At 53.5% G+C, this 22,683-nt stretch carries 22 protein-coding genes; 12 read left to right on the plus strand and 10 right to left on the minus strand.

The features are described 5' to 3' along the window. Window positions 1-912, plus strand: a complete 912-nt coding sequence (locus G6Q15_RS01775; protein WP_164114967.1) for a tyrosine recombinase XerC — start codon at window positions 1-3, stop codon at window positions 910-912. On the opposite strand, the gene gshB is transcribed toward G6Q15_RS01775, so the two are convergent. Genes gshB through rsmI form a run of 3 tightly spaced genes read right to left on the minus strand, consistent with a single transcriptional unit; the run spans window position 909 to window position 3,106 of the window. Further along, window positions 909-1,859, minus strand: coding sequence for a glutathione synthase (gene gshB, locus G6Q15_RS01780; protein WP_164114968.1), 951 nt, complete (start codon window positions 1,857-1,859; stop codon window positions 909-911). The genes G6Q15_RS01775 and gshB overlap by 4 nt on opposite strands. 30 nt (window positions 1,860-1,889) lie before the next feature. After that, on the minus strand, window positions 1,890-2,249 hold the full coding sequence (locus tag G6Q15_RS01785) for a YraN family protein (protein WP_164114970.1): 360 nt from the start codon (window positions 2,247-2,249) through the stop codon (window positions 1,890-1,892). Then, window positions 2,246-3,106 carry a 16S rRNA (cytidine(1402)-2'-O)-methyltransferase gene (rsmI, locus tag G6Q15_RS01790; protein WP_164114972.1) on the minus strand — a complete coding sequence of 287 codons (861 nt, stop codon included), beginning with the start codon at window positions 3,104-3,106 and terminating at the stop codon, window positions 2,246-2,248. Before rsmI ends, G6Q15_RS01785 begins: the two co-directional genes overlap by 4 nt. A 139-nt stretch (window positions 3,107-3,245) precedes the next feature. Here rsmI and G6Q15_RS01795 point away from each other — a divergent pair, with 139 nt between their 5' ends. Further along, entirely contained in the window at window positions 3,246-4,382 is a 1,137-nt protein-coding gene (locus tag G6Q15_RS01795) for a penicillin-binding protein activator (protein WP_240330702.1), read from the plus strand. Between the two features lie 85 nt (window positions 4,383-4,467). Here the strand turns inward: G6Q15_RS01795 and fsa are convergent, their stop codons facing one another. Together fsa and G6Q15_RS01805 are read right to left on the minus strand one after the other, a co-directional pair. Beyond that, on the minus strand, window positions 4,468-5,121 hold the full coding sequence (gene fsa / locus G6Q15_RS01800) for a fructose-6-phosphate aldolase (RefSeq protein WP_164114974.1): 654 nt from the start codon (window positions 5,119-5,121) through the stop codon (window positions 4,468-4,470). Window positions 5,122-5,243: 122 nt separating this feature from the next. Then, window positions 5,244-5,924: a DUF4197 domain-containing protein gene (locus G6Q15_RS01805; RefSeq protein ID WP_164114976.1), complete on the minus strand. Its 681-nt coding sequence runs from the start codon at window positions 5,922-5,924 to the stop codon at window positions 5,244-5,246. A 100-nt stretch (window positions 5,925-6,024) separates the two neighbouring features. On the opposite strand from G6Q15_RS01805, the gene G6Q15_RS01810 reads away from it, so the two are divergent. Together G6Q15_RS01810 and G6Q15_RS01815 are read left to right on the plus strand one after the other, a co-directional pair. Beyond that, a complete protein-coding gene (locus G6Q15_RS01810; RefSeq protein WP_164114978.1) occupies window positions 6,025-8,190 on the plus strand; it encodes a primosomal protein N' in 2,166 nt (721 codons plus the stop codon). A 58-nt stretch (window positions 8,191-8,248) separates the two neighbouring features. Further along, the gene (locus G6Q15_RS01815; protein ID WP_164114980.1) at window positions 8,249-9,784 is read left to right on the plus strand and encodes a serine protease; all 1,536 of its coding nucleotides are present in this window, start codon (window positions 8,249-8,251) and stop codon (window positions 9,782-9,784) included. Here the strand turns inward: G6Q15_RS01815 and G6Q15_RS01820 are convergent. After that, window positions 9,781-10,146 (minus strand): VOC family protein, encoded by a 366-nt coding sequence (locus G6Q15_RS01820; protein WP_164114982.1) that lies wholly within the window; start codon window positions 10,144-10,146, stop codon window positions 9,781-9,783. The two genes, G6Q15_RS01815 and G6Q15_RS01820, sit on opposite strands and share 4 nt — an antisense overlap. A gap of 22 nt (window positions 10,147-10,168) precedes the next feature. Here G6Q15_RS01820 and G6Q15_RS01825 point away from each other — a divergent pair, with 22 nt between their 5' ends. Continuing rightward, complete coding sequence (locus tag G6Q15_RS01825; RefSeq protein WP_164114984.1) at window positions 10,169-10,756, plus strand: winged helix-turn-helix transcriptional regulator; 588 nt, start codon at window positions 10,169-10,171, stop codon at window positions 10,754-10,756. Here G6Q15_RS01825 and ada read toward each other — a convergent pair. Then, complete coding sequence (gene ada / locus G6Q15_RS01830) at window positions 10,753-11,814, minus strand: bifunctional DNA-binding transcriptional regulator/O6-methylguanine-DNA methyltransferase Ada (protein ID WP_164114986.1); 1,062 nt, start codon at window positions 11,812-11,814, stop codon at window positions 10,753-10,755. The two genes, G6Q15_RS01825 and ada, sit on opposite strands and share 4 nt — an antisense overlap. Next, complete coding sequence (locus tag G6Q15_RS01835) at window positions 11,778-12,251, minus strand: DUF1203 domain-containing protein (protein WP_164114988.1); 474 nt, start codon at window positions 12,249-12,251, stop codon at window positions 11,778-11,780. The genes ada and G6Q15_RS01835 overlap by 37 nt, the downstream gene beginning before the upstream one ends. A gap of 256 nt (window positions 12,252-12,507) precedes the next feature. Here G6Q15_RS01835 and G6Q15_RS01840 point away from each other — a divergent pair, with 256 nt between their 5' ends. The 6 genes from G6Q15_RS01840 to G6Q15_RS01865 are packed head-to-tail and all read left to right on the plus strand — an operon-like array spanning window position 12,508 to window position 17,961. Then, entirely contained in the window at window positions 12,508-13,062 is a 555-nt protein-coding gene (locus tag G6Q15_RS01840) for a F0F1 ATP synthase subunit delta (RefSeq protein ID WP_164114990.1), read from the plus strand. A 6-nt stretch (window positions 13,063-13,068) separates the two neighbouring features. Next, window positions 13,069-14,598, plus strand: a complete 1,530-nt coding sequence (atpA, locus tag G6Q15_RS01845; protein WP_164114992.1) for a F0F1 ATP synthase subunit alpha — start codon at window positions 13,069-13,071, stop codon at window positions 14,596-14,598. 24 nt (window positions 14,599-14,622) lie between these two features. Further along, a complete protein-coding gene (locus tag G6Q15_RS01850) occupies window positions 14,623-15,498 on the plus strand; it encodes a F0F1 ATP synthase subunit gamma (RefSeq protein ID WP_164114994.1) in 876 nt (291 codons plus the stop codon). Between the two features lie 27 nt (window positions 15,499-15,525). Beyond that, window positions 15,526-16,971: a F0F1 ATP synthase subunit beta gene (gene atpD / locus G6Q15_RS01855; RefSeq protein WP_164114996.1), complete on the plus strand. Its 1,446-nt coding sequence runs from the start codon at window positions 15,526-15,528 to the stop codon at window positions 16,969-16,971. A gap of 29 nt (window positions 16,972-17,000) precedes the next feature. After that, entirely contained in the window at window positions 17,001-17,681 is a 681-nt protein-coding gene (locus G6Q15_RS01860) for a hypothetical protein (RefSeq protein WP_164114998.1), read from the plus strand. A 22-nt stretch (window positions 17,682-17,703) separates the two neighbouring features. Beyond that, entirely contained in the window at window positions 17,704-17,961 is a 258-nt protein-coding gene (locus G6Q15_RS01865; RefSeq protein WP_164115000.1) for an ATP synthase F1 subunit epsilon, read from the plus strand. 39 nt (window positions 17,962-18,000) lie between these two features. On the opposite strand, the gene G6Q15_RS01870 is transcribed toward G6Q15_RS01865, so the two are convergent. Then, the gene (locus G6Q15_RS01870) at window positions 18,001-19,755 is read right to left on the minus strand and encodes a hypothetical protein (RefSeq protein WP_164115002.1); all 1,755 of its coding nucleotides are present in this window, start codon (window positions 19,753-19,755) and stop codon (window positions 18,001-18,003) included. Window positions 19,756-20,023: 268 nt separating this feature from the next. Here G6Q15_RS01870 and G6Q15_RS01875 point away from each other — a divergent pair, with 268 nt between their 5' ends. Beyond that, window positions 20,024-21,535, plus strand: coding sequence for a CpaF family protein (locus tag G6Q15_RS01875; RefSeq protein WP_164115004.1), 1,512 nt, complete (start codon window positions 20,024-20,026; stop codon window positions 21,533-21,535). Here the strand turns inward: G6Q15_RS01875 and G6Q15_RS01880 are convergent. Further along, the gene (locus G6Q15_RS01880) at window positions 21,532-22,683 is read right to left on the minus strand and encodes a DUF1501 domain-containing protein (RefSeq protein WP_164115006.1); all 1,152 of its coding nucleotides are present in this window, start codon (window positions 22,681-22,683) and stop codon (window positions 21,532-21,534) included. The two genes, G6Q15_RS01875 and G6Q15_RS01880, sit on opposite strands and share 4 nt — an antisense overlap.

Consider the following 22,683-nt stretch of genomic DNA (forward strand, 5'->3'; position numbering starts at 1 on the left):
ATGGCAGAGACACCACACACCTTAATCGAAAGCTGGAGGAAGCATCTGGCGCAAAACCGCCGGCGTTCGGAGCACACGATACGTGCCTATCTGGCAACCGCAGAGCGGCTTTACGCGTTTTTGGTCCCGCATTGGGGTGGACCGGTCACTATCACCGCGCTTACCAATATTCAGGCATCGGATATGCGCGCCTTTCTGGCCGAACGGCGTCAGGACGGCCTGACCAATGCCAGCGCCGCTCGTGAATTATCCGCCATGCGTGCGTTCCTGAAATTCGCCATTTCGTTAAGCGACACGCCCGATGCCGCCGTCCCGCGCCTACGCGGGCCCAAGATAAAGCGTGGACTTCCGCGCCCGGTTTCTCCCGACGAAGCCGTAAATCTTGCCGAAACAATATCGCAGCGTGATGCCCCCGCGTGGGTGCAGGCGCGTGATCTGGCCGTTCTGCTGCTACTCTATGGCGCGGGCCTGCGTATCAGCGAGGCGACTGGCCTGACAGGCGAAATATTACCGCTGGGCGAAACGCTCAGGCTTACGGGTAAAGGCGGCAAGGTGCGGATCGTGCCGATATTGCCGCAAGTACGCGAAGCGGTGGAAAATTACGTGCAGCTATCGCCACATCCTATCAGCAAGGACGAGCCGATATTCCGCGGTGTACGCGGCGGCGCGCTCTCCCCCGCCCTTATCCGCCGTGCTGTGCAAAACGCCCGCACCGCGCTCGGCCTGCCTGACACCGCAACACCGCATGCCCTGCGCCACAGCTTCGCCACGCATTTGCTGGGTGCAGGTGCAGACCTGCGCAGCCTTCAGGAACTGCTAGGCCATGCCAGCCTTAGCTCGACGCAGATCTATACCAAGGTTGATGCTGCGCTGTTGCTGGATGTGTACGAAAATGCCCATCCACGGGCTTAATGTTCTAATCGCCCCTCAATCGCATCCCAGATCATAGCTGCACAGTCGACGCCATTAAAATCATCAATCGCGACAATGCCCGTGGGCGATGTCACATTGATTTCGGTGAGCCATTTACCGCCAATCACGTCAATACCAACGAAAATCAGGCCCCGTTTCTTGAGTTCCGGTCCCATCGCGGCGCAGATGCGCTGTTCATCTTCGGTGAGGTCCGTTTTTTCCGCATAACCGCCCTGTGCGAGATTGGAGCGAAATTCACCCTCGCCCGGCTTGCGGTTGATTGCGCCCACAACTTCGCCATCGACCAGCACGATCCGCTTGTCACCGCCGCTGACCGAGGGCAGGAATTGCTGCACCATATGCGGTTCGCGCCAGGTTAAGTTGAACATTTCCATCAGTGCGGACAGATTCTCTCCATCCTTACCAATACGGAAAATTGCCTTGCCGCCATTGCCGTGCAGCGGCTTGATAACAACATCGCCATAGCGATCCTGAAAATCGCGCACATCATCCACAGAGCGCGTGATCATCGTGGGCGGCATAAATTCCGCATAGTCGAGCACAAACACCTTTTCCGGCGCATTACGGACCGATACCGGGTCATTCACAACCAAAGTTTCGCCTTCAAGCCGTTCCAGCAGGTGCGTCGCGGTGATATAACCTACATCAAAAGGCGGGTCCTGCCGCATCAAAACGACATCGATATCGCGGCCGAGGTCCAGTTTAACCGGGTTGCCTGCCGTATAATGGTCGCCTTCCACTCTCTGCACGGTAACTGGCTGCGCGACCGCGGACACACGCCCGGCTTCATAGCTGAGCGTTTCCACATCATAATGGAATATTTCATGTCCGCGCGCCTGGGCTGACAGCATCAGGGCAAAACTGGAATCCCCCTTGATATTGATGCTATCCATCGGGTCCATCTGCACGGCTATTTTCAGGGGCATAGGTTTTCCTTTGCAAGTTTCAGCATAGACCTAACCGCCATGCCAGACATTGGGAAGATGGTGCGGCAACCGCCAGGGTGCAAGCAGCATAACGTCAATTCGGATATCTTCACCATTTGGCGCATATTTTGGTGCCAGTATAGACACCGCAGCAGCGACGCGGCGCAGGCGATATTCGTCTATTGCATCACCCAGCGCCTTTACTGACTTGCGCGCTTTAACTTCGACGAAGGCAACAGTTCCGCCGCGTCTGGCCACCAGGTCCACTTCACCGCGCGGTGTCTTGACACGCTGGTCCATGATGCGCCAGCCATGCAGGCGCAGCCACCATGCCGCTTTCGCTTCTGCACGGCGGCCCACATTTTCAGCAGCCTTGCGCTTATGACTCATCCTTTCAGCCTGAGCGCCAACGCATATAATTCCTTGCGGTCGGCGCCATATGCGCGCGCCACCTCGCCCGCCGCTTTGCTGGTGGACATATGCTGCATGGCTTCACGAAGTGCCTGTTCTATTTTAGCCGGATCCGCTTCCTCTTGGTTTTCTGCAGGCGGCCCGACAGTAATTACGATTTCACCTTTTGGAGGTGCCTTTGCATAACATGCGGCCAGCTCAAACAGCGTTCCAGCAACCGTTTCCTCGAATTTCTTGCTGATTTCCCTCGACACAGCTGCTTCGCGCGACCCTAAAATTTCCGCCATCTGGGTAAGGCAGGCCGCTAGTCTTGGTCCGCTTTCATAGAAAACAAGCGTCGCATCCAAAGATTTTACATTTTCCAGCTCGCGTCGCCGCGCACCTGCTTTGGACGGTAAAAATCCTGCAAACAGGAACTTATCCGTTGGCAGGCCCGAGAGTGTCAGGGCGGAAATTACTGCGCTCGCCCCCGGCAATGTTGTAACGGCAACCCCGGCCTCCCGTGCTTCACGCACCAGTTTATAGCCCGGGTCGGAAATAAGCGGTGTGCCCGCATCGCTCACCAAGGCGACCGACTGCTCTGTCATTTTACGGATCAGCGCAGCCCGGTCCGCTGGCTTGCTATGGTCGTTATAGCGCACCATTTTCGCGTCAATTTCCAGGTGATGCAGCAATTTGCCCGTGACACGGCTGTCTTCACAGGCGATAAGATCGCAATTACGCAATATATCCGCTGCCCTTGGCGTCAAATCGCCAAGGTTGCCGATCGGTGTTGCAACAATATAAAGTCCTGCAGGCAGATTTATTTCTGTATCAGGGTCGCTGGTTCGGGCCATATTCATGTGCATGGACCAAAAAGGGATGGAGCGGCAAGAGATGAAACAGCATGAGGGAAAATTAATGCGGGAAGATGTGGTCGAAAATGGAACTCGAAAAGGTTCTTTGGCGGGACGCATTGCCGGATTGCTAGCGTTGATGACACTGGCTGGCTGTGAAACGCTTCTGCCAAAAGGACCTGCAGAAACACAGGGGCCGGTTGAACAACCGACCGAAACCACGCAACCCGCTGAACCTGATCCTATAACCGGCGCATTGCCCACCGATACCGAACGCCACCGTGTCGCGCTGCTATTGCCGCTTTCGGGCAGGAATTCTGGCATAGGCCAATCCATTGCCAATGCGACCACACTCGCCTTGCTCGATGCCAAGGCGGAAAACCTGCGCATTACCAGCTATGACACTGCCAAGGGCGCACGCGCCGCAGCGCAAAAGGCTATTGCGGACGGCAATCGCCTGATACTCGGCCCCCTGCTCAGTGAGAATGTTATTGCAGCAGCAGAAGCGGCACGCCCCGCAAATGTTCCGATTATCAGCTATTCCAACGATATCGGTGTTGCTGGTGGTAATGTGTTCCTGCTTGGTTATATGCCGAACCAGTCCATTGACCGGGTCGTCAAATATGCCCGTTCACGGGGCATGTCCCGTTTTGCCGGCCTGGTCCCCAATGGCACATATGGCCAGCGTGCTTCCTCACAGCTGCTGCGTTCGGTAAAAGATGCAGGCGGCACGGTGGTGACCATGCAAAAATATAACCGTAGCGCCGCGTCCATGCGGTCTGCCGTGCAACGTATGCAGCAGGACAGCGCCTATGACGCGATACTGATCGCTGATAGCGGCAATATGGCGATCAACGCGCAGCCTATCATCGCCCGCAACGGCGGCGCGAACGCCAAATTACTCGGCACAGAGCTGTGGAACACGGAATCAAAGCTCGCTTCTGCACCGGGTATGCGCGGCGCATGGTTTGCCAGTGTCTCCGACAATCTTTACCGCCAATATGCGACAAAATATCGCGGCATGTTCGGAACCAATCCGTACCGGCTGTCCAGCTTGGGCTATGATAGCGTGCTACTGACTATCCGCATCGCCCGCGACTGGAAGGTTGGACAGGGTTTCCCGGTTGATCGGTTGAAAGATGATGGCGGCTTTGTCGGCCTGGATGGAGCTTTCCGTTTCACCGGCAAAGGCACAGCCGAACGTGCCCTGGAAGTGCAGGAAATAGGCAGCGGATCCATCAACGTGGTATCAACCGCCCCGCGCAGTTTCAAATAAGCTTTGTAAATGCGCCAACGCAAAAAACCGCCACACTCTCATAGTGCGGCGGCTTTTTTGATTACAGGCTCTCGTTAGAAATCGGTTAACCGATATTCTGGCCGGTAGCTTCCCAGTCTTTCAGAAAACCCTCAATTCCCTTGTCGGTCAGGACATGCTTGAACAAACCGCGTATGACATTTGGCGGCATGGTGGCTACATCCGCGCCAATCCTGGCGGATTCGAGCACATGGATCGGATTGCGTATCGAAGCGACCAGTATCTCTGTGTCAAAGGCGTAATTGTCATAAATCAGGCGAATATCATCAATCAGTTTCATACCATCAAAACCATTGTCATCATGACGGCCAACAAACGGTGAAATAAACGATGCTCCAGCCTTTGCGGCAAGCAGCGCCTGATTGGCGGAGAAGCACAGCGTCACATTGACCATCGTGCCATCACTTGTCAGCGCTTTACAGGTTTTCAGTCCATCAATGGTAAGCGGCACCTTGATACAGACATTATCGGCAATCTTGCGCAGTACCTCAGCCTCTTTCATCATGGTCTCATGGTCGAGCGCGACAACTTCAGCGGAAACCGGCCCATCGGTCAGGTCGCAGATTTCTTTCGTGACTTCCATGATGTCACGGCCTGATTTCTTGATGAGTGAGGGGTTAGTGGTAACACCGTCCACCATACCCGTTTGCGCAAGATCGGCTATTTCGGCTGTATCGGCTGTATCGACAAAAAACTTCATGGGGGTAGGCCCTTCCGGTGAGTGAAATTGAATCGCCTGTGACTATAACCCGCAATGCAGCGGTTTGTCAGCGCAAGACCGCAGAATTTTGTGGATTGTCTGTTCGCCCCCAAAGAGCGTAATCAAAATACACCCGTGCCAAAAACGCCGATAAGCAGCGGATCGTTTGTTGCCTCTGGGTTCGCCCGGATATTCGCTTCTTCCATGCCAATTGCTTTCCATATTGCCGTATCCGCGCGGGAAGAAATATCATTTGCCAGTCCTGCAAAATCAATACCCGATGCAGCGCTCAGTGCCCGACTGATGATACCATCATCAAATATGCGCAACCCCTCACCTATACCAGGCACCATGGCGTCAACCAGCGAACGTCCCATTTTTTGACGCAGATATCCCGTCGCCGCTTCTGGGCCGCCACGCACCAGAGCAGCCGCGTCTTCAATACTCATATTGCGTACAACGTCAGTCACCAGCGGCGCGGCGCGCTCGGCGCCTTTTTCCGCCGCACGGTTAACCTGTTTCTGTAATGAACGGCGAAATGCACCGCTTTGCAGAACGGCCGACAGGACAGAGCCTGCACCCGAACCGCCAAGCTGCCGCGGCAGGTCAATCCTCGCAATCTGGCTATCGTAAAAACCGCCCGGTTGCAGCAGTGCGGCAAAAGCGTTTTGCGATGACAGGGTCAGCAACCGGCGAATGGCATCGGTTAGGCTAAACCCCGGCAATGAGGCGCATCCCGGTAATGCCAGCAATGCTGCTGAGCCACTTACGCCCAACAATGTGCGACGATCTATCTGTTTCATTCCTGTCTCTCCTGGCCGTTAAACCCCTAATCTACAGCAAAAGTTCATAAAATCCATATCACGGCATGACGCACGCGCTTTGCCGTTCTATATCATGTTCATGAATCGCGTCCGCCTGCTCCTCCTTAACGCCGCACTGGGTCCGCTTGATTATAAGGTGCCGGACAATATGCAGGTCGAATATGGCTCTATCGTGGTCGCTCCTCTTGGGCCGCGTGAGATAATAGGTATCGTCTGGGAACCTGATTTTTTCGATGTAGAAGAAGCTCCTGCTGAAAAGCTACGCCCGATACGTGAAGTTCTGGATGTCCCGCCACTTGAGGCGGAACTGCGCCGCCTGATCGAATGGACGGCGGATTACTACCTCGCGAGCATGGCAGCTGTCACGCGCATGACATTGTCGTCCAGCGCTGCATTGCGGGGCAGCCTGACGATAACGGAATATCGGCTTACGGGAGAGATGCCAAAGCGGATGACCCCGCAGCGGGAAAAGGTGTTTGACCGCTTGCAGGGCGAACAGGCCACCGTGCGCGAGCTTGCGGAAATGGCCGATGTTTCCGATGGCGTTATCCGCGGGTTGGTCAATGCCGGATTGATGGAAGCGGTCAGCGTCAATGCCGACCGGCCCTATCCCCTGCCCGATCCTGATTTTGCGCCACCTCAGCTTAGCGACACACAGGAAAACGTTGCCACCACCATGCGGACAGCCGTGCAGGAGGATGATTTCCGCCCTTTCCTGCTCGACGGTGTAACCGGATCAGGCAAGACCGAGGTTTATTTTGAGGCAGTTGCCGAAGCCTTACGGCAAGGCAAGCAGGTATTGGTCCTGCTTCCGGAAATTGCACTGACCCAGCCTTTTCTGAAACGGTTTGAAGCACGCTTTGGTACCCCGCCTGTATGCTGGCATTCCGGATTGAAACAGGCAGAACGCCGCCGTGCATGGCGCGCTATCGCAAAGGGCCGCGCGCGCGCGGTGGTGGGCGCGCGATCTTCGCTGTTTTTGCCATATGAAAATCTTGGCCTGATCATAGTCGATGAAGCCCATGAAACCAGCTTCAAACAGGAAGATGGCGTGCGTTACAATGCACGGGATGTAGCCGTCATGCGCGCGCAGTTCGAAAAATTTCCCGTCATCCTTGCCAGCGCGACACCTGCTATTGAAAGCCGCCATATGGCGCAGCTTGGCCGGTATGAATTACTCGAACTGCCCTCACGCTTCGGCGACGCTACCTTGCCTGAGCTCAAAGCAATAGATTTGACCGAACATCCACCAGAGCGTGGCAAATGGATAGCGCCGCCCCTGATCGAAGCACTCGAAGAAACACTCGAAAAAGGCGAACAGTCGCTCCTTTTCCTCAATCGACGCGGTTTTGCCCCCCTCACCCTGTGCCGGACCTGCGGGCATCGTTTTCAATGCCCCAATTGCACTGCCTGGATGGTAGAGCACCGGCTTGTTGCGCGACTGGCCTGCCATCATTGTGGTCATGTTATGCCGCCACCCGAAGCATGTCCCGAATGCGGCGAAGCAGATTGCTTGGTCGCCTGTGGTCCTGGCGTCGAAAGGATTGGCGATGAGGTGGCCACGCTTTTTCCCGATGCTCGCGCTGCTATTATCACGTCTGACACCATATGGTCGCCCGAAAAAGCGGCGCAGTTTGTTGCAGATGTTGAAAATGGTGCCGTCGATATCATTATCGGCACGCAGCTTGTGACAAAAGGCTATCACTTCCCCAACCTGACGCTTGTAGGTGTAGTAGATGCCGATATTGGCCTGGAAGGCGGCGATCTTCGTGCTGCTGAACGTTCTTTTCAGCAAATTGCGCAGGTCTCAGGACGCGCTGGCCGCGCCGAAAAACCGGGCCGTGTATTTGTCCAGACACGCAGCCCTGGTGCGCCGGTAATCGACGCCCTTGTCAAGGGTGACCGTGAGGCATTTTATATCGCAGAAACCGAAAGCCGCCATCATGCAGGCGTTCCGCCCTTTGGCAGACTGGCTGCCATTATCATATCATCCGAGGACAATCAGGAAGCGCTCGAAACAGCGCGCGCCATTGGTGGCAGCGCACCTACAGCAGACGGTCTCTATATTTACGGCCCTGCCCCTGCCCCACTTGCAATGCTGCGCGGCCGCCACCGCCACCGCTTGCTGGTTCATGCCGGGCGTAGTGTCGAAATGCAGAAAATCATCCGCGAATGGTTGTCAAAGCTCGACTGGCCCCGCAGCGTACGTGTGGCGGTGGATGTGGATCCCTATAGCTTTGTATAGCGCATGCATAAGGTACAAATTTCTTGTGCTGACAAAAACCGCCTGTCAGATAGGTGCAATGAAAAAACTACTCCCGCTGCTCATGCTTCTTGCTGGCATGATATTTTTACCCAGCCCTGCTCAGGCTGATCCCGAGGACATTGCCGCCGCAAGTCGCTCAGTAGTGAGAGTCGTTCTGGTGGCGCGTGAAGGTGAGCGGGTGTTTTTCGTCGGGCATGGCAGCGGTGTCATGATTGCCCCCGACAAAATACTCACAAACGCGCATGTAATCGAACCTGTCCGTGAAGATCAGAGCATAGTCATTGGCATTATCCCGTCACAGGGCCGCAAAAGCTATGGGGGCAAGTTGCTATCCTTTTCCCCCGCCAATGATCTGGCGGTCATACAGCTGCAAAATGGCCGCTTACCCCCTGCCACCATATACAGTGCGAAACCTGCTGATGGTGCCAGTGTGGTAGCCATTGGCTATCCGGCATCTGTTGACCGGGCACAGGGGTTGCAGATTAATGATCTGATCACACCCATGGCGCCTGTAAAGACACCGGGCGTCATATCCGGCGGACGGACATCGCGCGAAATGGACACGTTACTGCACACAGCGCCTATTGCCAGCGGCAATAGCGGCGGCCCGCTGGTCGACCCATGCGGGCGCGTTGTTGGGATAAACAGCTTCGGTTCACTTTCCGACGGTAATGATGCCGAATTTGGCTTCGCTGTCTCCGCCCGTGAAATCATGCAATTTGCGCGCAATGCGAATATCCGACCTCGTACCACCAGTGCTGCGTGCCGGTCCGCCGCAGAGCTTAGCCGCGAAGAAGAAAAACGCCGCAGCGCAGAGCTGCAAAGGCAGGCCGAGATAGACCGTACTGCCAATGCCGAAAAGCAGCAGGCCCGGCAGAATGCCGAACGACAGGCTGATGTTGAAATCATGACGTCACGCGAAAATCATATGGCGCTGGCAGCGTTGCTTTTGGCTATTGCCACCTTATCGGCCGGTACAGGCGGGATTTTGTTTGAGCGTGGCAAACGCAACCCCGCGATCGCCGCAACAGGCGGCGCATTGCTCTTGCTCACCGGCGCCATCACAGCTTTTGTGATACGCCCTGGCCTTGCTGAGCGTGAAGACAGGATCGCCGCGATTCTTGCCGAGAATGCCCCGGCACAAAATAACCTCGCGCTAAGTTTCAATGGAAAGAATGTCTGCAAGCTCAATACCGATCGTAGCCGGATCACAGTGAGTGAACTTCCGCAGATTGAGCTGCAATGGGATGATAACGGGTGCATTAATGGCCGCACGCAGTATGGCCGCGAAGGCGCACGCTGGTCGCGTATTTTCGTGCCCAATTCGGAGCAGACAGTATCCATCAACAGCTTCGACCCGCAAAAGGGGGAATATCGCACCGAACGCTATTTGCTAGGCATTGATGCAATGGGCGCGGCGCGCGGCATCCGCAGACGTTACTCCAGCAAGGCCTGCACCATGGATGCAGATAAGTTAACCGAGCTGGAAGACATGCAAAAAGTGCTGCGTCAGGCCCTACCCGCGCATCCCAACGAAGTGCTTGTCTATGAGTGCCAATCCGCCAGCGATTAAAGCGGCTGGGCAAACATCATGGCATTACCATCAAGGTCATAAAAGGTAAGCAGCTTCACCATATCGGGAATATGCTGGATATCTCCGTCCAGTTTGACATCATGCTTGAGCAAATGCGTTTTTGCAGCATCAATATCCTTTACACTCCAGGTTGCGGTAGCGCCGCCACCGCTTGTTACATTTTCGACAGCACTTAGCCCAAGGTTGGCCGAAGACACACCTGTCTTCATTTCACACCACTGGATGTCATCCACGCGGTATATCACCTCAAAACCAAGAACTTGCTGATACCATTCGATACTCTTGTCCAAATCCGTTACACCCAATGAACATGTCAGCTCATCAATATACTCAACAGCCATTTCCGCCTCCTGTATTTCATATTTGATTATTCAATCCTGTTTGTATAGTTACTATAAAATTATGATCTATGTCAATGCACAAATATTATCTGATCTAGGCAGCCGGAGATGGTTGATGCCTGTCATGGCCCGTTTTCATACAGACAGCGCACAGCGTTTTGCGCAGCTCAGGCAGGCTCTCGCAATCGGCTCGGAGAGCCTGAGCAAGACACTGGATTATCTGGTGAAGATGGGCTGGCTGGCACGGAACCAAGGGCATGGACACCCACTGCGTCCCGAGTATCTGCTTAAGGATGATGGCAAGGCTGCTGCTCATGTTGCGCATACCCTTAGCCAATCTTTGGGAAAACTGAATATTGACCCTTCCCAGCTGACCCGCTGGACTTATCCGCTATTGTTACTGATGCGTCAGGGAAATACGCGTTTTTCAGATTTTGAACATGCGTTGGACAAAACCACATCGCGGGCCATCGCCCAATGCCTGAAAAAGCTTGTGTCGCTGGGTATTGTGGAACGCAATGTAGGCGAAGAATATCCTCCTTCCCCAAGATACACGCTTTCACAGTGTGGAACCGTTCTGGCAAAAGCTCTTGAGGCACATCAAAGCTAACGCGCTTTTTCTGCCTCAAGTAGCTTACGCTTGATTTCCAGCCCATAGGCATAGCCGCCCATGCTGCCATCGCTCGCAATGACGCGGTGGCAAGGGATCAGCACCGCAACGTTATTCGCACCATTGGCCGACCCTGCCGCACGATATGCTTTTGGCCTACCTACCGCTGCCGCAAGTTCAGCATAAGTGCGTGTTTCGCCGGACGGGATTTGGCGCAGTTCACGCCACACGGCTTCCTGGAAAGCAGTGCCTTGCACATCAAGCGGAATGTTGCAGGTCTCTCCCGGTTTTTCGACAGCCGCAACAACATTTTTGACAAGGTCCGCAAATTCAGCCCCTCCCTCATCAAGCTGTGCGTTCGGGAAACGCGTCTTTAACTCATCTTCGCCTTCGTTGAAGGAAAGCCGACACACCCCTTTATCGGTTGCCGCTACCAACATACTGCCCAGATAGCTATCCACAATGGTCCAGTGTATAGAAACCCCTGCCCCGCCATTTTTCCACGCACTCGCACTCATACCCAACCTCTTTTCATTTTCCGCATAGAACCGCGAAGGCCCGGAATAACCCGCATCATATATGGCGTCTGTGACACGTGCGGCACCTTCCAGCGCTTCTTGTGCACGTTCACTGCGCAAAGCCCGTGCATATGCAGCTGGCGACAATCCTGTTTCGCGTTTAAACAGCTTTTGCAAGTATGTGGGTGAATATCCCGTCAATTCGGACAGTTCATCCAATTTGGGGGTCTCCTGCACTGTACGGATCATGTCGATCACGCTTTTGATGGCTGCTTCATCGCGTGCGATATCATCTGGACGGCATCTTTTACACGGTCGCAGTCCAGCAGCTGCTGCCTGCGCAGGTTCCGCGAAGAATTTGACATTTTCTCTATGCGGATGCCGCGCGGCACATGATGGCCGGCAATATATGCCGGTGCTCAAAACACCTGTAACAAATTGACCGTCATAACTGCGATCACGTTTCCTGACCGCCTCCCATGCCTTATCTGGTTCAATCACGATCAACTCCCATGCCTCTGTACACGTGCAGCAAAACATCCGTGTGCTGCATTATGTACATCAATATAGGCAATTTCATCATTATCAAAAAGCTCGCATATTTTTGCATCCGCTTCACCGGGCAGTGCAAGCGCAGCGGATTTTAGCATGCCGTCATCGCCAAATCCTCGCATGCCCAAAGAGCGCCCTTTAAATATAGGCGGTATTTCATCCAGATAGACTGACGGTGTCTCAACATTTGGACGTATATAAATTGCGTAACTGCTATTATATGGTGTTGTTACGTCATGCGACACATAATTCAGTAAAATCACATCTTCACCCAAAGGCGTATCCTGTAATGATATGCGACATGGAAAACCGCGTTGCGATGTTGATTGCACCCTCAGCATATGCGCTTTGGCAAGCTCTGCATCACTCATGTCTGCTATGTCGGCAAACTTCTTGGGCGACAGGCCATTAATAATATATCCCATATCTAACTCCATTCGCTATGATGGACATGGAATAGGCCAACCAAAAACACGATACGTCCCGTTTCTTGCGTTTAAAGCAAATTTGGGACTGTGCGGCTTACAAATCGGACCTATGCGACCTGTCTTGCAAATTCGCACAAAGCCCGTCTTGCAATGCAACATGGTGGATGCTAACAGCCGCGCGAGACACGGCGTTTTATGCAAGCGCCGACGGGCAGGCCTTGCCCGAATAATGTGATATAAAAGGATATGACGCGTGGACAGTTCCAGCGGAATTCAGGCCAGTTTAGCGGGGCGTTACGCGCTTGCGCTCTTCAATTTGGCTGAAGAGAAAAAGACGCTTGAGGCAGTGGAAGCCAGCCTCACGAATCTGGATAAGGCGCTGAATGATTCGCCCACGTTCGCAGATCTCACAAAAAGCCAGGTTGTTTCGCGCGACGAAGCCACAAAAGCTGTGACCGCGCTTGGCACTTCAATGAAACTCGATGCCATCACGCAAAACTTCCTCGGCGTGCTCGCTGAAAACCGACGTCTTGACCAGCTTGCCCCTGCGATCGCCGCATTCAGTTCCATGCTCGCGGATCATCGCGGCGAAGTAACCGCACAGGTTACCTCTGCTTTTCCGCTCGAAGCAGCACAGATCAAAGAAATCGGCGCGCAGCTCAAAAGCCGCGCAGGCCGCGAAGTTAAAGTAGAAACACATGTCGATCCCGAAATTCTGGGCGGCCTTATCGTACGGATGGGCAGCCAGATGATCGACAGTAGCATTAAAACCCGTCTCAATACGCTATCGCAAGCGATGAAAGGCTAATAGCAAATGGATATTCGCGCAGCAGAAATTTCAAAAGTCATCAAGGACCAGATTGCCAATTTTGGCACCGACGCCACAGTTTCAGAAGTGGGTTCGGTTCTGTCCGTCGGTGATGGTATCGCCCGCATTCACGGTCTCGACCAGGTTCAGGCTGGTGAGATGGTCGAATTCTCAAATGGCGTGCAGGGCATGGCGTTGAACCTCGAAGCCGATAATGTCGGTGTCGTGATTTTCGGTTCTGATGCCGAGATTAAAGAAGGCGACACGGTTAAACGTACCGGCACCATTGTGGACGTTCCTGTCGGCAAAGGCCTGCTCGGACGCGTTGTAGATGGTCTTGGCAATCCGATTGATGGCAAGGGCCCCATTGAAGGCAGCGAACGTCGCCGCGTGGAAACAAAAGCGCCCGGCATTATTCCCCGGAAGTCTGTGCACGAGCCCGTACAGACTGGCCTGAAAGCCATTGACGCGCTGGTTCCCGTTGGTCGCGGCCAGCGCGAACTTATCATTGGTGACCGTCAGACCGGTAAGACCGCAGTTGCAATTGACACATTCATCAATCAGAAAAACGTGAACAGTTCCGATGATGAGAGCAAAAAGCTCTACTGTATCTATGTTGCGGTTGGTCAGAAACGCTCAACCGTTGCGCAGATTGTGCGTCAGCTCGAAGAAAACGGTGCGATGGAATATTCGATCGTTGTCGCCGCAACCGCTTCCGAACCTGCACCGCTGCAGTTCCTTGCACCTTATACAGGCTGCACGATGGGTGAATATTTCCGCGACAATGGCATGCACTCGCTGATCGTATATGACGATCTGTCGAAACAAGCTGTTGCTTACCGCCAGATGTCTCTGCTTCTGCGCCGTCCTCCTGGCCGTGAAGCTTATCCTGGTGACGTTTTCTATCTGCATAGCCGCTTGCTGGAACGTGCCGCAAAAATGAACGAGGACAATGGCGCCGGTTCCATGACCGCCCTACCTATCATTGAAACACAGGCTGGTGACGTTTCTGCATACATTCCAACCAACGTGATTTCGATCACCGACGGTCAGATCTTCCTGGAAACCGAACTGTTCTATCAGGGTATCCGCCCTGCCATTAACGTGGGCCTGTCGGTTTCGCGTGTGGGCTCCGCTGCACAGACGAAAGCAATGAAGAAAGTGTCCGGTTCGATCAAACTTGAGCTTGCGCAATACCGTGAAATGGCGGCTTTTGCTCAGTTCGGCTCCGACCTTGATGCTTCGACACAGAAACTACTTAACCGTGGTGCGCGCCTGACAGAGTTGCTGAAGCAGCCGCAGTTCAGCCCACTGCCATTTGAAGAGCAGACCGTTTCGATTTTCGCAGGCACTAATGGCTATGTTGACGATATCGCCGTGGACCGCGTAACCCAATATGAAGAAATGATGCTATCATTCATGCGTAATGACCATCAGGGCATATTGGACAGCATCCGTGCTGACAAAGACCTGAAAGACGAAACAAAAGACAAGCTGGTCGCCGCACTCGACGATTTCGGTAAATCTTTCGCATAAGGCTTGGTTTGAACAGGAGCCATCATGGCATCTCTTAAGGAACTAAAAGGCCGGATCGGGTCAGTCAAATCGACCCAGAAGATCACCAAGGCCAAGCAAATGGTCGCAGCTGCCAAGCTCCGCAAGGCGCAGGCGGCCGCCGAAGCTGCTCGCCCCTATGCCGAAAGGCTGGAAGGTGTGATGGCATCGCTCGCATCGAAGATCAGCATCAGCGATTCTTCGCCAAAACTGCTTGCCGGAACCGGTAAAGACGATACGCACCTGCTGATCGTCTGCAACTCGGACCGCGGGCTTGCCGGCGCGTTTAACTCGAACATCGTGAAAGCGGCGCGCATCAAGGCTCAAGAGTTACAGGACGAAGGCAAGAAAGTCCTGTTCTATCTTGTTGGCCGCAAGGGCCGCCCGGTCATTAAACGTGAATATCCGAGCCAGATCGTCAAGCATTTCGACACGACTGGCGTCAAAACCGCCGGTTTTGACGAAGCCAAGGCTATTGCTGACGAACTCATGGAAATGTTTGAGGATGGGCAGTTTGACATAGCGCATCTGTTTTATTCCGAATTTAAGTCCGCGCTGGTGCAGGAACCTGTCGGTCGCCAGATTATGCCGGTTGCGATCGACACCAAGGAAGCAGCCGACACTGGCGCCGCCGTGGAATATGAGCCCGATGAGGAAGAAATCCTCGCTGAGCTGCTTCCACGCAACGTGACCACACAGATTTTTGGCGCATTGCTGGAAAATAACGCATCCGAGCAAGGCGCCTCAATGACCGCCATGGACAATGCGACCCGCAATGCCGGCGATCTGATTGACCGCCTCACCATCGAATATAACCGCAGCCGTCAGGCCGCGATCACCACCGAACTCGTTGAAATCATCTCCGGCGCAGAAGCGCTGTAAAGCTTTACCAAGGCAAGGAAACACACCATGGCAAACACAACTAATTCAGGCCGTATCAGCCAAGTCATCGGCGCCGTCGTCGACGTGACGTTTGACGGCGAAATGCCCGCAATTCTGAACGCGCTGGAAACCGACAATAACGGCGTGCGTCTCGTACTCGAAGTCGCACAGCACCTGGGTGAAAACACTGTACGCACCATCGCCATGGACGGCACGGACGGCCTGACACGCGGTCAGGAAGTAAAAGACACCGGCAACCAGATCCAGATGCCTGTTGGCCCTGAAACACTTGGCCGCATCATGAACGTGATTGGTGAGCCGATTGACGAGCTTGGCCCGATTGGCGCAAAAGCTGTTGCCCCTATCCATGCGGGCGCACCTGACTTTGTTGATCAGTCGACCGAAAGCGACATCTTGGTCACCGGCATTAAGGTTATCGACCTTCTCGCGCCTTATGCAAAAGGCGGTAAGATTGGCCTGTTCGGCGGTGCCGGCGTGGGTAAGACCGTTCTTATTCAGGAACTCATCAACAACATCGCCAAGGGCCACGGCGGTACCTCCGTATTCGCCGGCGTGGGTGAGCGTACCCGTGAAGGTAATGACCTTTACCACGAGTTCCTTGACGCTGACGTTATCGCAAAAGACGAAGACGGCAATGCAACGTCCGAAGGTTCAAAAGTGGCGCTTGTCTACGGCCAGATGAACGAACCTCCGGGTGCGCGTGCACGTGTGGCGCTGTCCGGTTTGACCATCGCGGAATATTTCCGTGACCAGGAAGGCCAGGACGTGCTGTTCTTTGTCGATAACATTTTCCGTTTCACGCAGGCTGGCTCAGAAGTGTCCGCACTGCTCGGTCGTATCCCGTCCGCTGTGGGTTATCAGCCAACGCTGTCCACTGACATGGGCGCTCTGCAGGAACGCATTACATCGACCAACAAAGGTTCGATTACGTCGGTTCAGGCGATTTACGTGCCTGCCGATGACTTAACCGACCCTGCACCGGCTACCTCATTTGCCCACTTGGATGCCACGACCGTTTTGAACCGTGCGATTTCGGAGCTGGGTATCTACCCTGCTGTTGACCCGCTCGATTCAACATCGCGCGTTCTGGAACCCCGTGTTGTGGGTGAAGAGCATTACCAGACCGCCCGTGCGGTTCAGGAAACATTGCAAAAATACAAGTCTCTGCAGGATATTATCGCCATTCTCGGCATGGATGAGCTGTCTGAAGAAGACAAACTCACCGTGGCCCGTGCGCGTAAGATCCAGCGCTTCCTGTCGCAGCCATTCCACGTGGCCGAAGTCTTTACCGGTATCTCCGGTAAATTCGTTGACCTGGAAGACACGATCAAATCGTTCAAAGCCGTTGTCGAAGGTGAATATGACCACCTGCCGGAAAGCGCTTTCTACATGGTTGGCGGCATCGACGAAGCGATTGAAAAAGGCAAGAAAATGGCAGCAGAAGCTGCGTGATCGCCCGTTACTCTAGCATAGGGACTGTCATGCGTAACCGTACGCTCCAAGTGCTTCTTACTTTTGTTTTTTGCATTATTCATGCTGGGCCAGCTGCGGCCCAGCAGACATATATAAGCAAAGAACAGCAAAAGAGTCTTTATGATGCAGTACAAGATTCTGCTTCAGATGAAGTCAGTAGTGTAATTAGTCTGTATTCAAATGTCTTGAGTTACAAATATCCTAAGCATTTGGTGCCAGCATTCCAAGCGAAAGCACCAAGCAATTTCATGTTAGAGTTCATCCCTTTCGGAGAGAACATTAAAGAAAATTGGTCTGAAATGCTCACTATACAGGCCTTTCCAGAGCAAGTGGTGCGCACGAAATCTGCCAAGGAATTCGCTGTAATGCTGGCGAAACTCGTTGCCAAGAGCTGCCCTAATTCCTCAATATTTGAAGATCTAGGAAAAGTGACTCTCAAAAGCGGTTCAGCCCATCGTATTATTTTTGGATGCCGCGATGTTTCGGTAGTTGGAGGCCAAACAGCTGGCGAAATGACAATAGCACAAGCAATTAAACGCAATGGTGATATTGTCTTAGTGCAGTTTGCACTACGAGGAGTTCCTTTTTCAAAGGATTCTCTCCTCATCAACGAAGAAAAAAGAAAATATTTCGGTTCGTTATTGGATCAGCTTGAATTGGCCGACAATCCTAAGAAAAAATCAAACTGATACACCCGAAAGGATTTATGACATGGCATTACATTTCGAACTTGTAACACCTGAAAAACTCGTCCGCTCCGAGGATGTGTACATGGTGCAGGTCCCCGGCAGCGAAGGCGAATTTGGCGTGCTGGAAGGCCATGCGCCGATGATGTCAACCATTCGCAATGGTGCAGTCAGCATTTTCGCGAGTGAAGGTGCAGAAGCCGAAGTCATTGAAATCGAAGGCGGTTTTGCCGAAGTGAGTGAAAAAGGTTTAACCATACTTGCCGAACGTATCGCCGCCTGATCGTGGCAATTGTTTTCAGATAACAAGCAAAAACTGCATCTAATCTGAAACTTCGCAAGCCTGTGAAGGCATTGCAGCGCGTAAACGCCCAATATTCCCGCTTTCCACTGGCAGTGTTTTATACTGCGCTGCCACACCGGCAAAAGCACCTGCATCGACAAATGTTACTTTATAGCGCGCGCATAGTGTGTGCATGTCAGCATCCGCAAGATTGCTCGCCATCAGCCGGATCGGACGGTTCTCCAAATAAGGGCGGTTGGAAACCACGTCTTTGGCAAAAGGTGCTGCCCTGTCCTCCACGATCACAATATCAGCTTTCATCGCCGCAATGTTACGGTCCACTGCAGCATAACTGCCCGAAAACGCGCTTGCCTGCCATAGCAGCCAGGGCATGGTCAGGCACAGCGTAACTGCAGATGCGAGGTGGAAATGGCCCAGGCGGACCAACCCCTTGCGCTTAAGCTCCATCCAACCCGCAGCCCCGATCAGGCAGCATATACCTATCAACCCGTGCAGGTAGCGATACCCCCAGCCATGCCCCTGGTATGGACGCATGACCAACTTGAATGCGATGACGGTCAGCAGGGCACCAATCAATGCTATCTGCACCTTGCTACGCGATTTTACCATCGCACTTGCCCCCACCAACATCAGAGGTAGCAAAAGCACATGCTGCCATGCAAAGAAACGCAGCATATTCGATGCCTTGATCCAGAGATATTCCGGTGAAATATTTGCCAGCGCCCACCCAATACGCGTCCATATATACTGATCCGTATCGGTAGGCACGCCCGCTGCACCCAATGCTGCGGTCGGTAATTTGAAATATATAGCCCATAGCAGGATAGCGGCCGCATAACATGCCGCATAAATTGCCGAGAGGAACCAGCGCCTTTGCAGTAGCAGGCAAAACAGTACAGGCCCCGCAAATAACGGATGATAGACAATCTGATGCATGCCTATGGCCAATATACCGACCAGTATCGCGGCCAGATGGCTATACCAACGGTCATGCAGGAACAGCATCAACCATATCATATTGAACGCCAGATGGCCGGGCATGGCATAGCTGGTCATACTGACGGCCAGCACCTGCGCACTGAGCGCATATAAAAGCACCGTCACCAGATGCGCCTCGCGCTGCTGCGGCCACAGCTGTACAGCGACACGCCATGTTGCAAAAAGGCCAATTGCGCTCAAAAATGGATTGAGCCAGACATTTGTGCCAATTCCGCTTGCCAGCATATGCATAATAGCATTGACCGGCCTATAGGACGACACCCACCCTTCCCCGCGCACGGAGGCGGGAACAAATGTCATGTTCAACGCTTCATGCATGCCACGCCAATATTCGGGAAGCCGGGCGGCAAATTCACCATGCGCAAATATTTCCGCATCGAATAATGCCATCTGCTCATCACGGCTAAATGCATAGCCGTGCAGCAGTAGATAGTGTCCCGCTATTCCGACAGCAACCATCCCGCCCATAATCAGGGAAAGCTGCCCTGCTCCGAAGCGAGCCACCCATCCATATTGTAAAGTACCGCCCTGCGCCGTTGACCGGGACAGCAAGATAAAAAAGACAACTATCGCGATAACCGCATATATATCCTGCTGCACAAGGAAATAGGTGGTCATTATCTCGCTGGTAACCATGGATGCCATGATCGCGAATATGACCAGTACATACGCGCTATATTTAAGCGCACGTGTCCAGATATTGTCCCGCACGGTGCCATGGGCCGCCAATAATCGTGCATCAGGGGCACGCGTGATATGGTTCAGGATAGGCAAAACATTCTGTCTCCGTTTACCATGGAGATAATCACACATGGTTAATTCCGGGTTAGCGACATAATGCAATAACCTTGTACACCTAACGGATGGGAATGAACCGCGGTTTTATGCGGCGGGGCAAAACATCAGATACAGTTTTCATCCTCTTTCCACGTGTAGTTAGGAAATTGTAAAAGTTTCCACGTTATTTACCATTCCACATTGGCCGAATTTGACCCGTCGGGTTTGAATTCAGGGCCTGATATAAAAGAATTGGTGAGAGTATATGAGCGCATTTGGCAAAAAAAATAATGGCCGTCCCTCTTTCGGTGTTGCACGGCCTATGCAGGGTGGTAGCGGAAACCAGAAAGGTGACGAAAACTCGGCAGAACCAGAAGGCGGCGAACAGTTTCCAAACATTGAGGAAGCGGAACTTCCCGGCGGTGTAACTCCCGCACCGGGACAGGAAGATGCCATGTCGCGCCTTACAGACCGCGCCAATTCCGTCAACGCGCCAGAAGCAAAGTTGGAAGGTTTTGAAGCCTCAGTCCATAAAATCAAGGAACAGGTATTGCCGCGTCTGCTCGAACGCGTTGATCCTGAAGCCGCCGCCACGCTGACCAAGGATGAACTTTCCGAGGAATTCCGCCCCATTATCATGGAAGTGCTGGCTGAACTGAAACTCACGCTGAACCGGCGCGAACAGTTCGCGCTTGAAAAAGTACTGGTTGATGAACTGCTTGGCTTTGGCCCGCTCGAAGAACTGCTATCCGACCCTGATGTCAGTGATATCATGGTCAACGGCCCGCAACAGACATATATTGAGAAAAGCGGTAAGCTACAGGTTGCACCGATCCAGTTTCGCGATGAGGATCATCTTTTCCAGATAGCTCAACGTATCGTGAACCAGGTTGGCCGCCGTGTTGACCAGACCACACCGCTTGCCGATGCCCGTTTGAAAGATGGTTCGCGTGTGAACGTCATTGTGCCCCCGCTTTCGCTTAAAGGTACGGCGATTTCGATTCGTAAGTTTTCAGAAAAACCTATTACGCTCGACATGCTCAAAAACTGGGGCTCGATGAGTGACAAGATGTGTACTGCGCTCAAAATTGCCGGTGCTTGCCGCATGAATATCGTAATCTCCGGAGGTACAGGCTCTGGTAAAACCACCATGCTCAATTCAATGTCAAAAATGATTGATCCTGGTGAACGGGTGCTGACTATCGAGGATGCCGCCGAGCTTCGCCTGCAACAACCGCATTGGCTGCCGCTCGAAACACGCCCGCCCAACCTTGAAGGTAAGGGCGCGATTACCATCGGCGACCTTGTGAAAAACGCCCTGCGTATGCGCCCTGATCGCATTATTTTGGGTGAGATTCGCGGCGCAGAATGTTTTGACCTTCTCGCTGCCATGAACACCGGTCATGATGGCTCAATGTGTACGCTCCACGCCAACAGCCCACGTGAGTGCCTGGGCCGGATGGAAAACATGATCATGATGGGCGACATTAAAATCCCGAAAGAAGCTATTTCGCGCCAGATTGCAGAATCGGTTGACCTGATCGTTCAGGTGAAACGTCTGCGCGACGGTTCACGCCGCACTACCAATATTACCGAGGTAATCGGGATGGAGGGCGAGGTGATCGTGACGCAGGAGCTGTTCAAATTCGAATATCTGGACGAAGATGCCGATGGCAAAATCAATGGCGAGTTCCGTCCATCAGGCCTGCGCCCCTATACGCTTGAAAAGGCACGGCAATACGGGTTTGAACAACCTTATCTTGAGGCGTGTCTCTAAGAAACCAGCCCTGACAATGGCCTGCCCTGTATAGCGCCGGGAAACAGCTGTGCAGCAACTTTCGCGCTATCCAGCCCGAAATGTGTACCAATTGTGCCCGCCATCAGCATTTCCAGCGACTGTGTCGGCATCAGATCACGTTTCTGGTAAAGCTGCCGTTCCGCCAATCCGGGCCAGTCGGCGACAATGCGTCCGCCCCTTACTGCACCACCGATCAGATAGGCAAGACTGGCTGTACCATGATCCGTACCCTGTGTGCCATTCATTGCAACGGTCCGGCCAAATTCAGTTGCGATCAGTATCACTGTGTTGCTCCAATCTGCACCTAAGCCCGCTTTCAGCGCACCAATAAGGCTATCCAGCTTGCCAAGCTCGGTCTTGGTACGAAAAGATTGCGCGGCGTGCGTGTCCCAACCTGATGTTTCATACATGGCTAGACTAGCACCATCCCGGCCTTTGACAATTTTGGCCATCAATGCACCAATTGCGGCCATGTCGCGCGGCCCTACTCTACCGGTTTCCCCGACCATATCACGCGTCATACGCGCCTGTTCCCATGCATTGGATAGCAGCGGCTCATCCGAATACAGGTCCGACAAACGGTCAAGCAGCGCAGCATTGGGGCTACGCCGGTTATTGGGCACAAAAGATGCGGCGGCATTGTCACCACGCAATACCTGCGGCAAGGCAGAGGCCAATGCTACTGCCCGCTGTTCCCTTGCATTCGGCAACAAACCCACCAGACGGTTCATCCATCCGCTTTTGACGGCATATGGAGAGTTTCCACCCGTTTCCAATATATTCTGCCCGTCAAAATGCGATCGTTCGCGGTAGTTTGATGCGACGGCATGCGCGAATAACGCGTCCCTTTCGCCATAAAGCCGGGCAATATTGGACATGGCTGCATGCAGGGTGAAGAAACTGTCAATTTTGTGCCCATCCTTGATGTCACGCATAAATTGCGTGCGGGCCGACGTGAAATGCCTATCCCCGGTCGGTGCAAGCGCCATCAGCCCATCAGCCGCCCCTCGCTGCAGTATCAGGATGAATTTTTTCCTGCTGCCGGTTTGAGCAAAGGCCATTTTCGGTGCGGCAAGGCCCAGCGTGGACAGGCCCATTGCAGCGAGTAAATTACGGCGATCCATCAT

The sequence above is a fragment of the Sphingorhabdus sp. Alg239-R122 genome, from assembly GCF_900537065.1.
Lineage (GTDB): Bacteria > Pseudomonadota > Alphaproteobacteria > Sphingomonadales > Sphingomonadaceae > Alg239-R122.

What these genes read in the sequence shown, in the direction of transcription:
- G6Q15_RS01880 (WP_164115006.1), bottom strand. Translation starts at nt 22,683, where the DNA reads ATGATGGATCGCCGTAATTTACTCGCTGCAATGGGCCTGTCCACGCTG.
- G6Q15_RS01795 (WP_240330702.1), top strand. Translation starts at nt 3,246, where the DNA reads ATGACACTGGCTGGCTGTGAAACGCTTCTGCCAAAAGGACCTGCAGAA.
- atpA (WP_164114992.1), top strand. Translation starts at nt 13,069, where the DNA reads ATGGATATTCGCGCAGCAGAAATTTCAAAAGTCATCAAGGACCAGATT.
- fsa (WP_164114974.1), bottom strand. Translation starts at nt 5,121, where the DNA reads ATGAAGTTTTTTGTCGATACAGCCGATACAGCCGAAATAGCCGATCTT.
- gshB (WP_164114968.1), bottom strand. Translation starts at nt 1,859, where the DNA reads ATGCCCCTGAAAATAGCCGTGCAGATGGACCCGATGGATAGCATCAAT.
- atpD (WP_164114996.1), top strand. Translation starts at nt 15,526, where the DNA reads ATGGCAAACACAACTAATTCAGGCCGTATCAGCCAAGTCATCGGCGCC.
- G6Q15_RS01785 (WP_164114970.1), bottom strand. Translation starts at nt 2,249, where the DNA reads ATGAGTCATAAGCGCAAGGCTGCTGAAAATGTGGGCCGCCGTGCAGAA.
- G6Q15_RS01860 (WP_164114998.1), top strand. Translation starts at nt 17,001, where the DNA reads ATGCGTAACCGTACGCTCCAAGTGCTTCTTACTTTTGTTTTTTGCATT.
- rsmI (WP_164114972.1), bottom strand. Translation starts at nt 3,106, where the DNA reads ATGGCCCGAACCAGCGACCCTGATACAGAAATAAATCTGCCTGCAGGA.
- G6Q15_RS01875 (WP_164115004.1), top strand. Translation starts at nt 20,024, where the DNA reads ATGAGCGCATTTGGCAAAAAAAATAATGGCCGTCCCTCTTTCGGTGTT.
- ada (WP_164114986.1), bottom strand. Translation starts at nt 11,814, where the DNA reads ATGTTTTGCTGCACGTGTACAGAGGCATGGGAGTTGATCGTGATTGAA.
- G6Q15_RS01865 (WP_164115000.1), top strand. Translation starts at nt 17,704, where the DNA reads ATGGCATTACATTTCGAACTTGTAACACCTGAAAAACTCGTCCGCTCC.
- G6Q15_RS01820 (WP_164114982.1), bottom strand. Translation starts at nt 10,146, where the DNA reads ATGGCTGTTGAGTATATTGATGAGCTGACATGTTCATTGGGTGTAACG.
- G6Q15_RS01775 (WP_164114967.1), top strand. Translation starts at nt 1, where the DNA reads ATGGCAGAGACACCACACACCTTAATCGAAAGCTGGAGGAAGCATCTG.
- G6Q15_RS01815 (WP_164114980.1), top strand. Translation starts at nt 8,249, where the DNA reads ATGAAAAAACTACTCCCGCTGCTCATGCTTCTTGCTGGCATGATATTT.
- G6Q15_RS01810 (WP_164114978.1), top strand. Translation starts at nt 6,025, where the DNA reads ATGAATCGCGTCCGCCTGCTCCTCCTTAACGCCGCACTGGGTCCGCTT.
- G6Q15_RS01835 (WP_164114988.1), bottom strand. Translation starts at nt 12,251, where the DNA reads ATGGGATATATTATTAATGGCCTGTCGCCCAAGAAGTTTGCCGACATA.
- G6Q15_RS01850 (WP_164114994.1), top strand. Translation starts at nt 14,623, where the DNA reads ATGGCATCTCTTAAGGAACTAAAAGGCCGGATCGGGTCAGTCAAATCG.
- G6Q15_RS01805 (WP_164114976.1), bottom strand. Translation starts at nt 5,924, where the DNA reads ATGAAACAGATAGATCGTCGCACATTGTTGGGCGTAAGTGGCTCAGCA.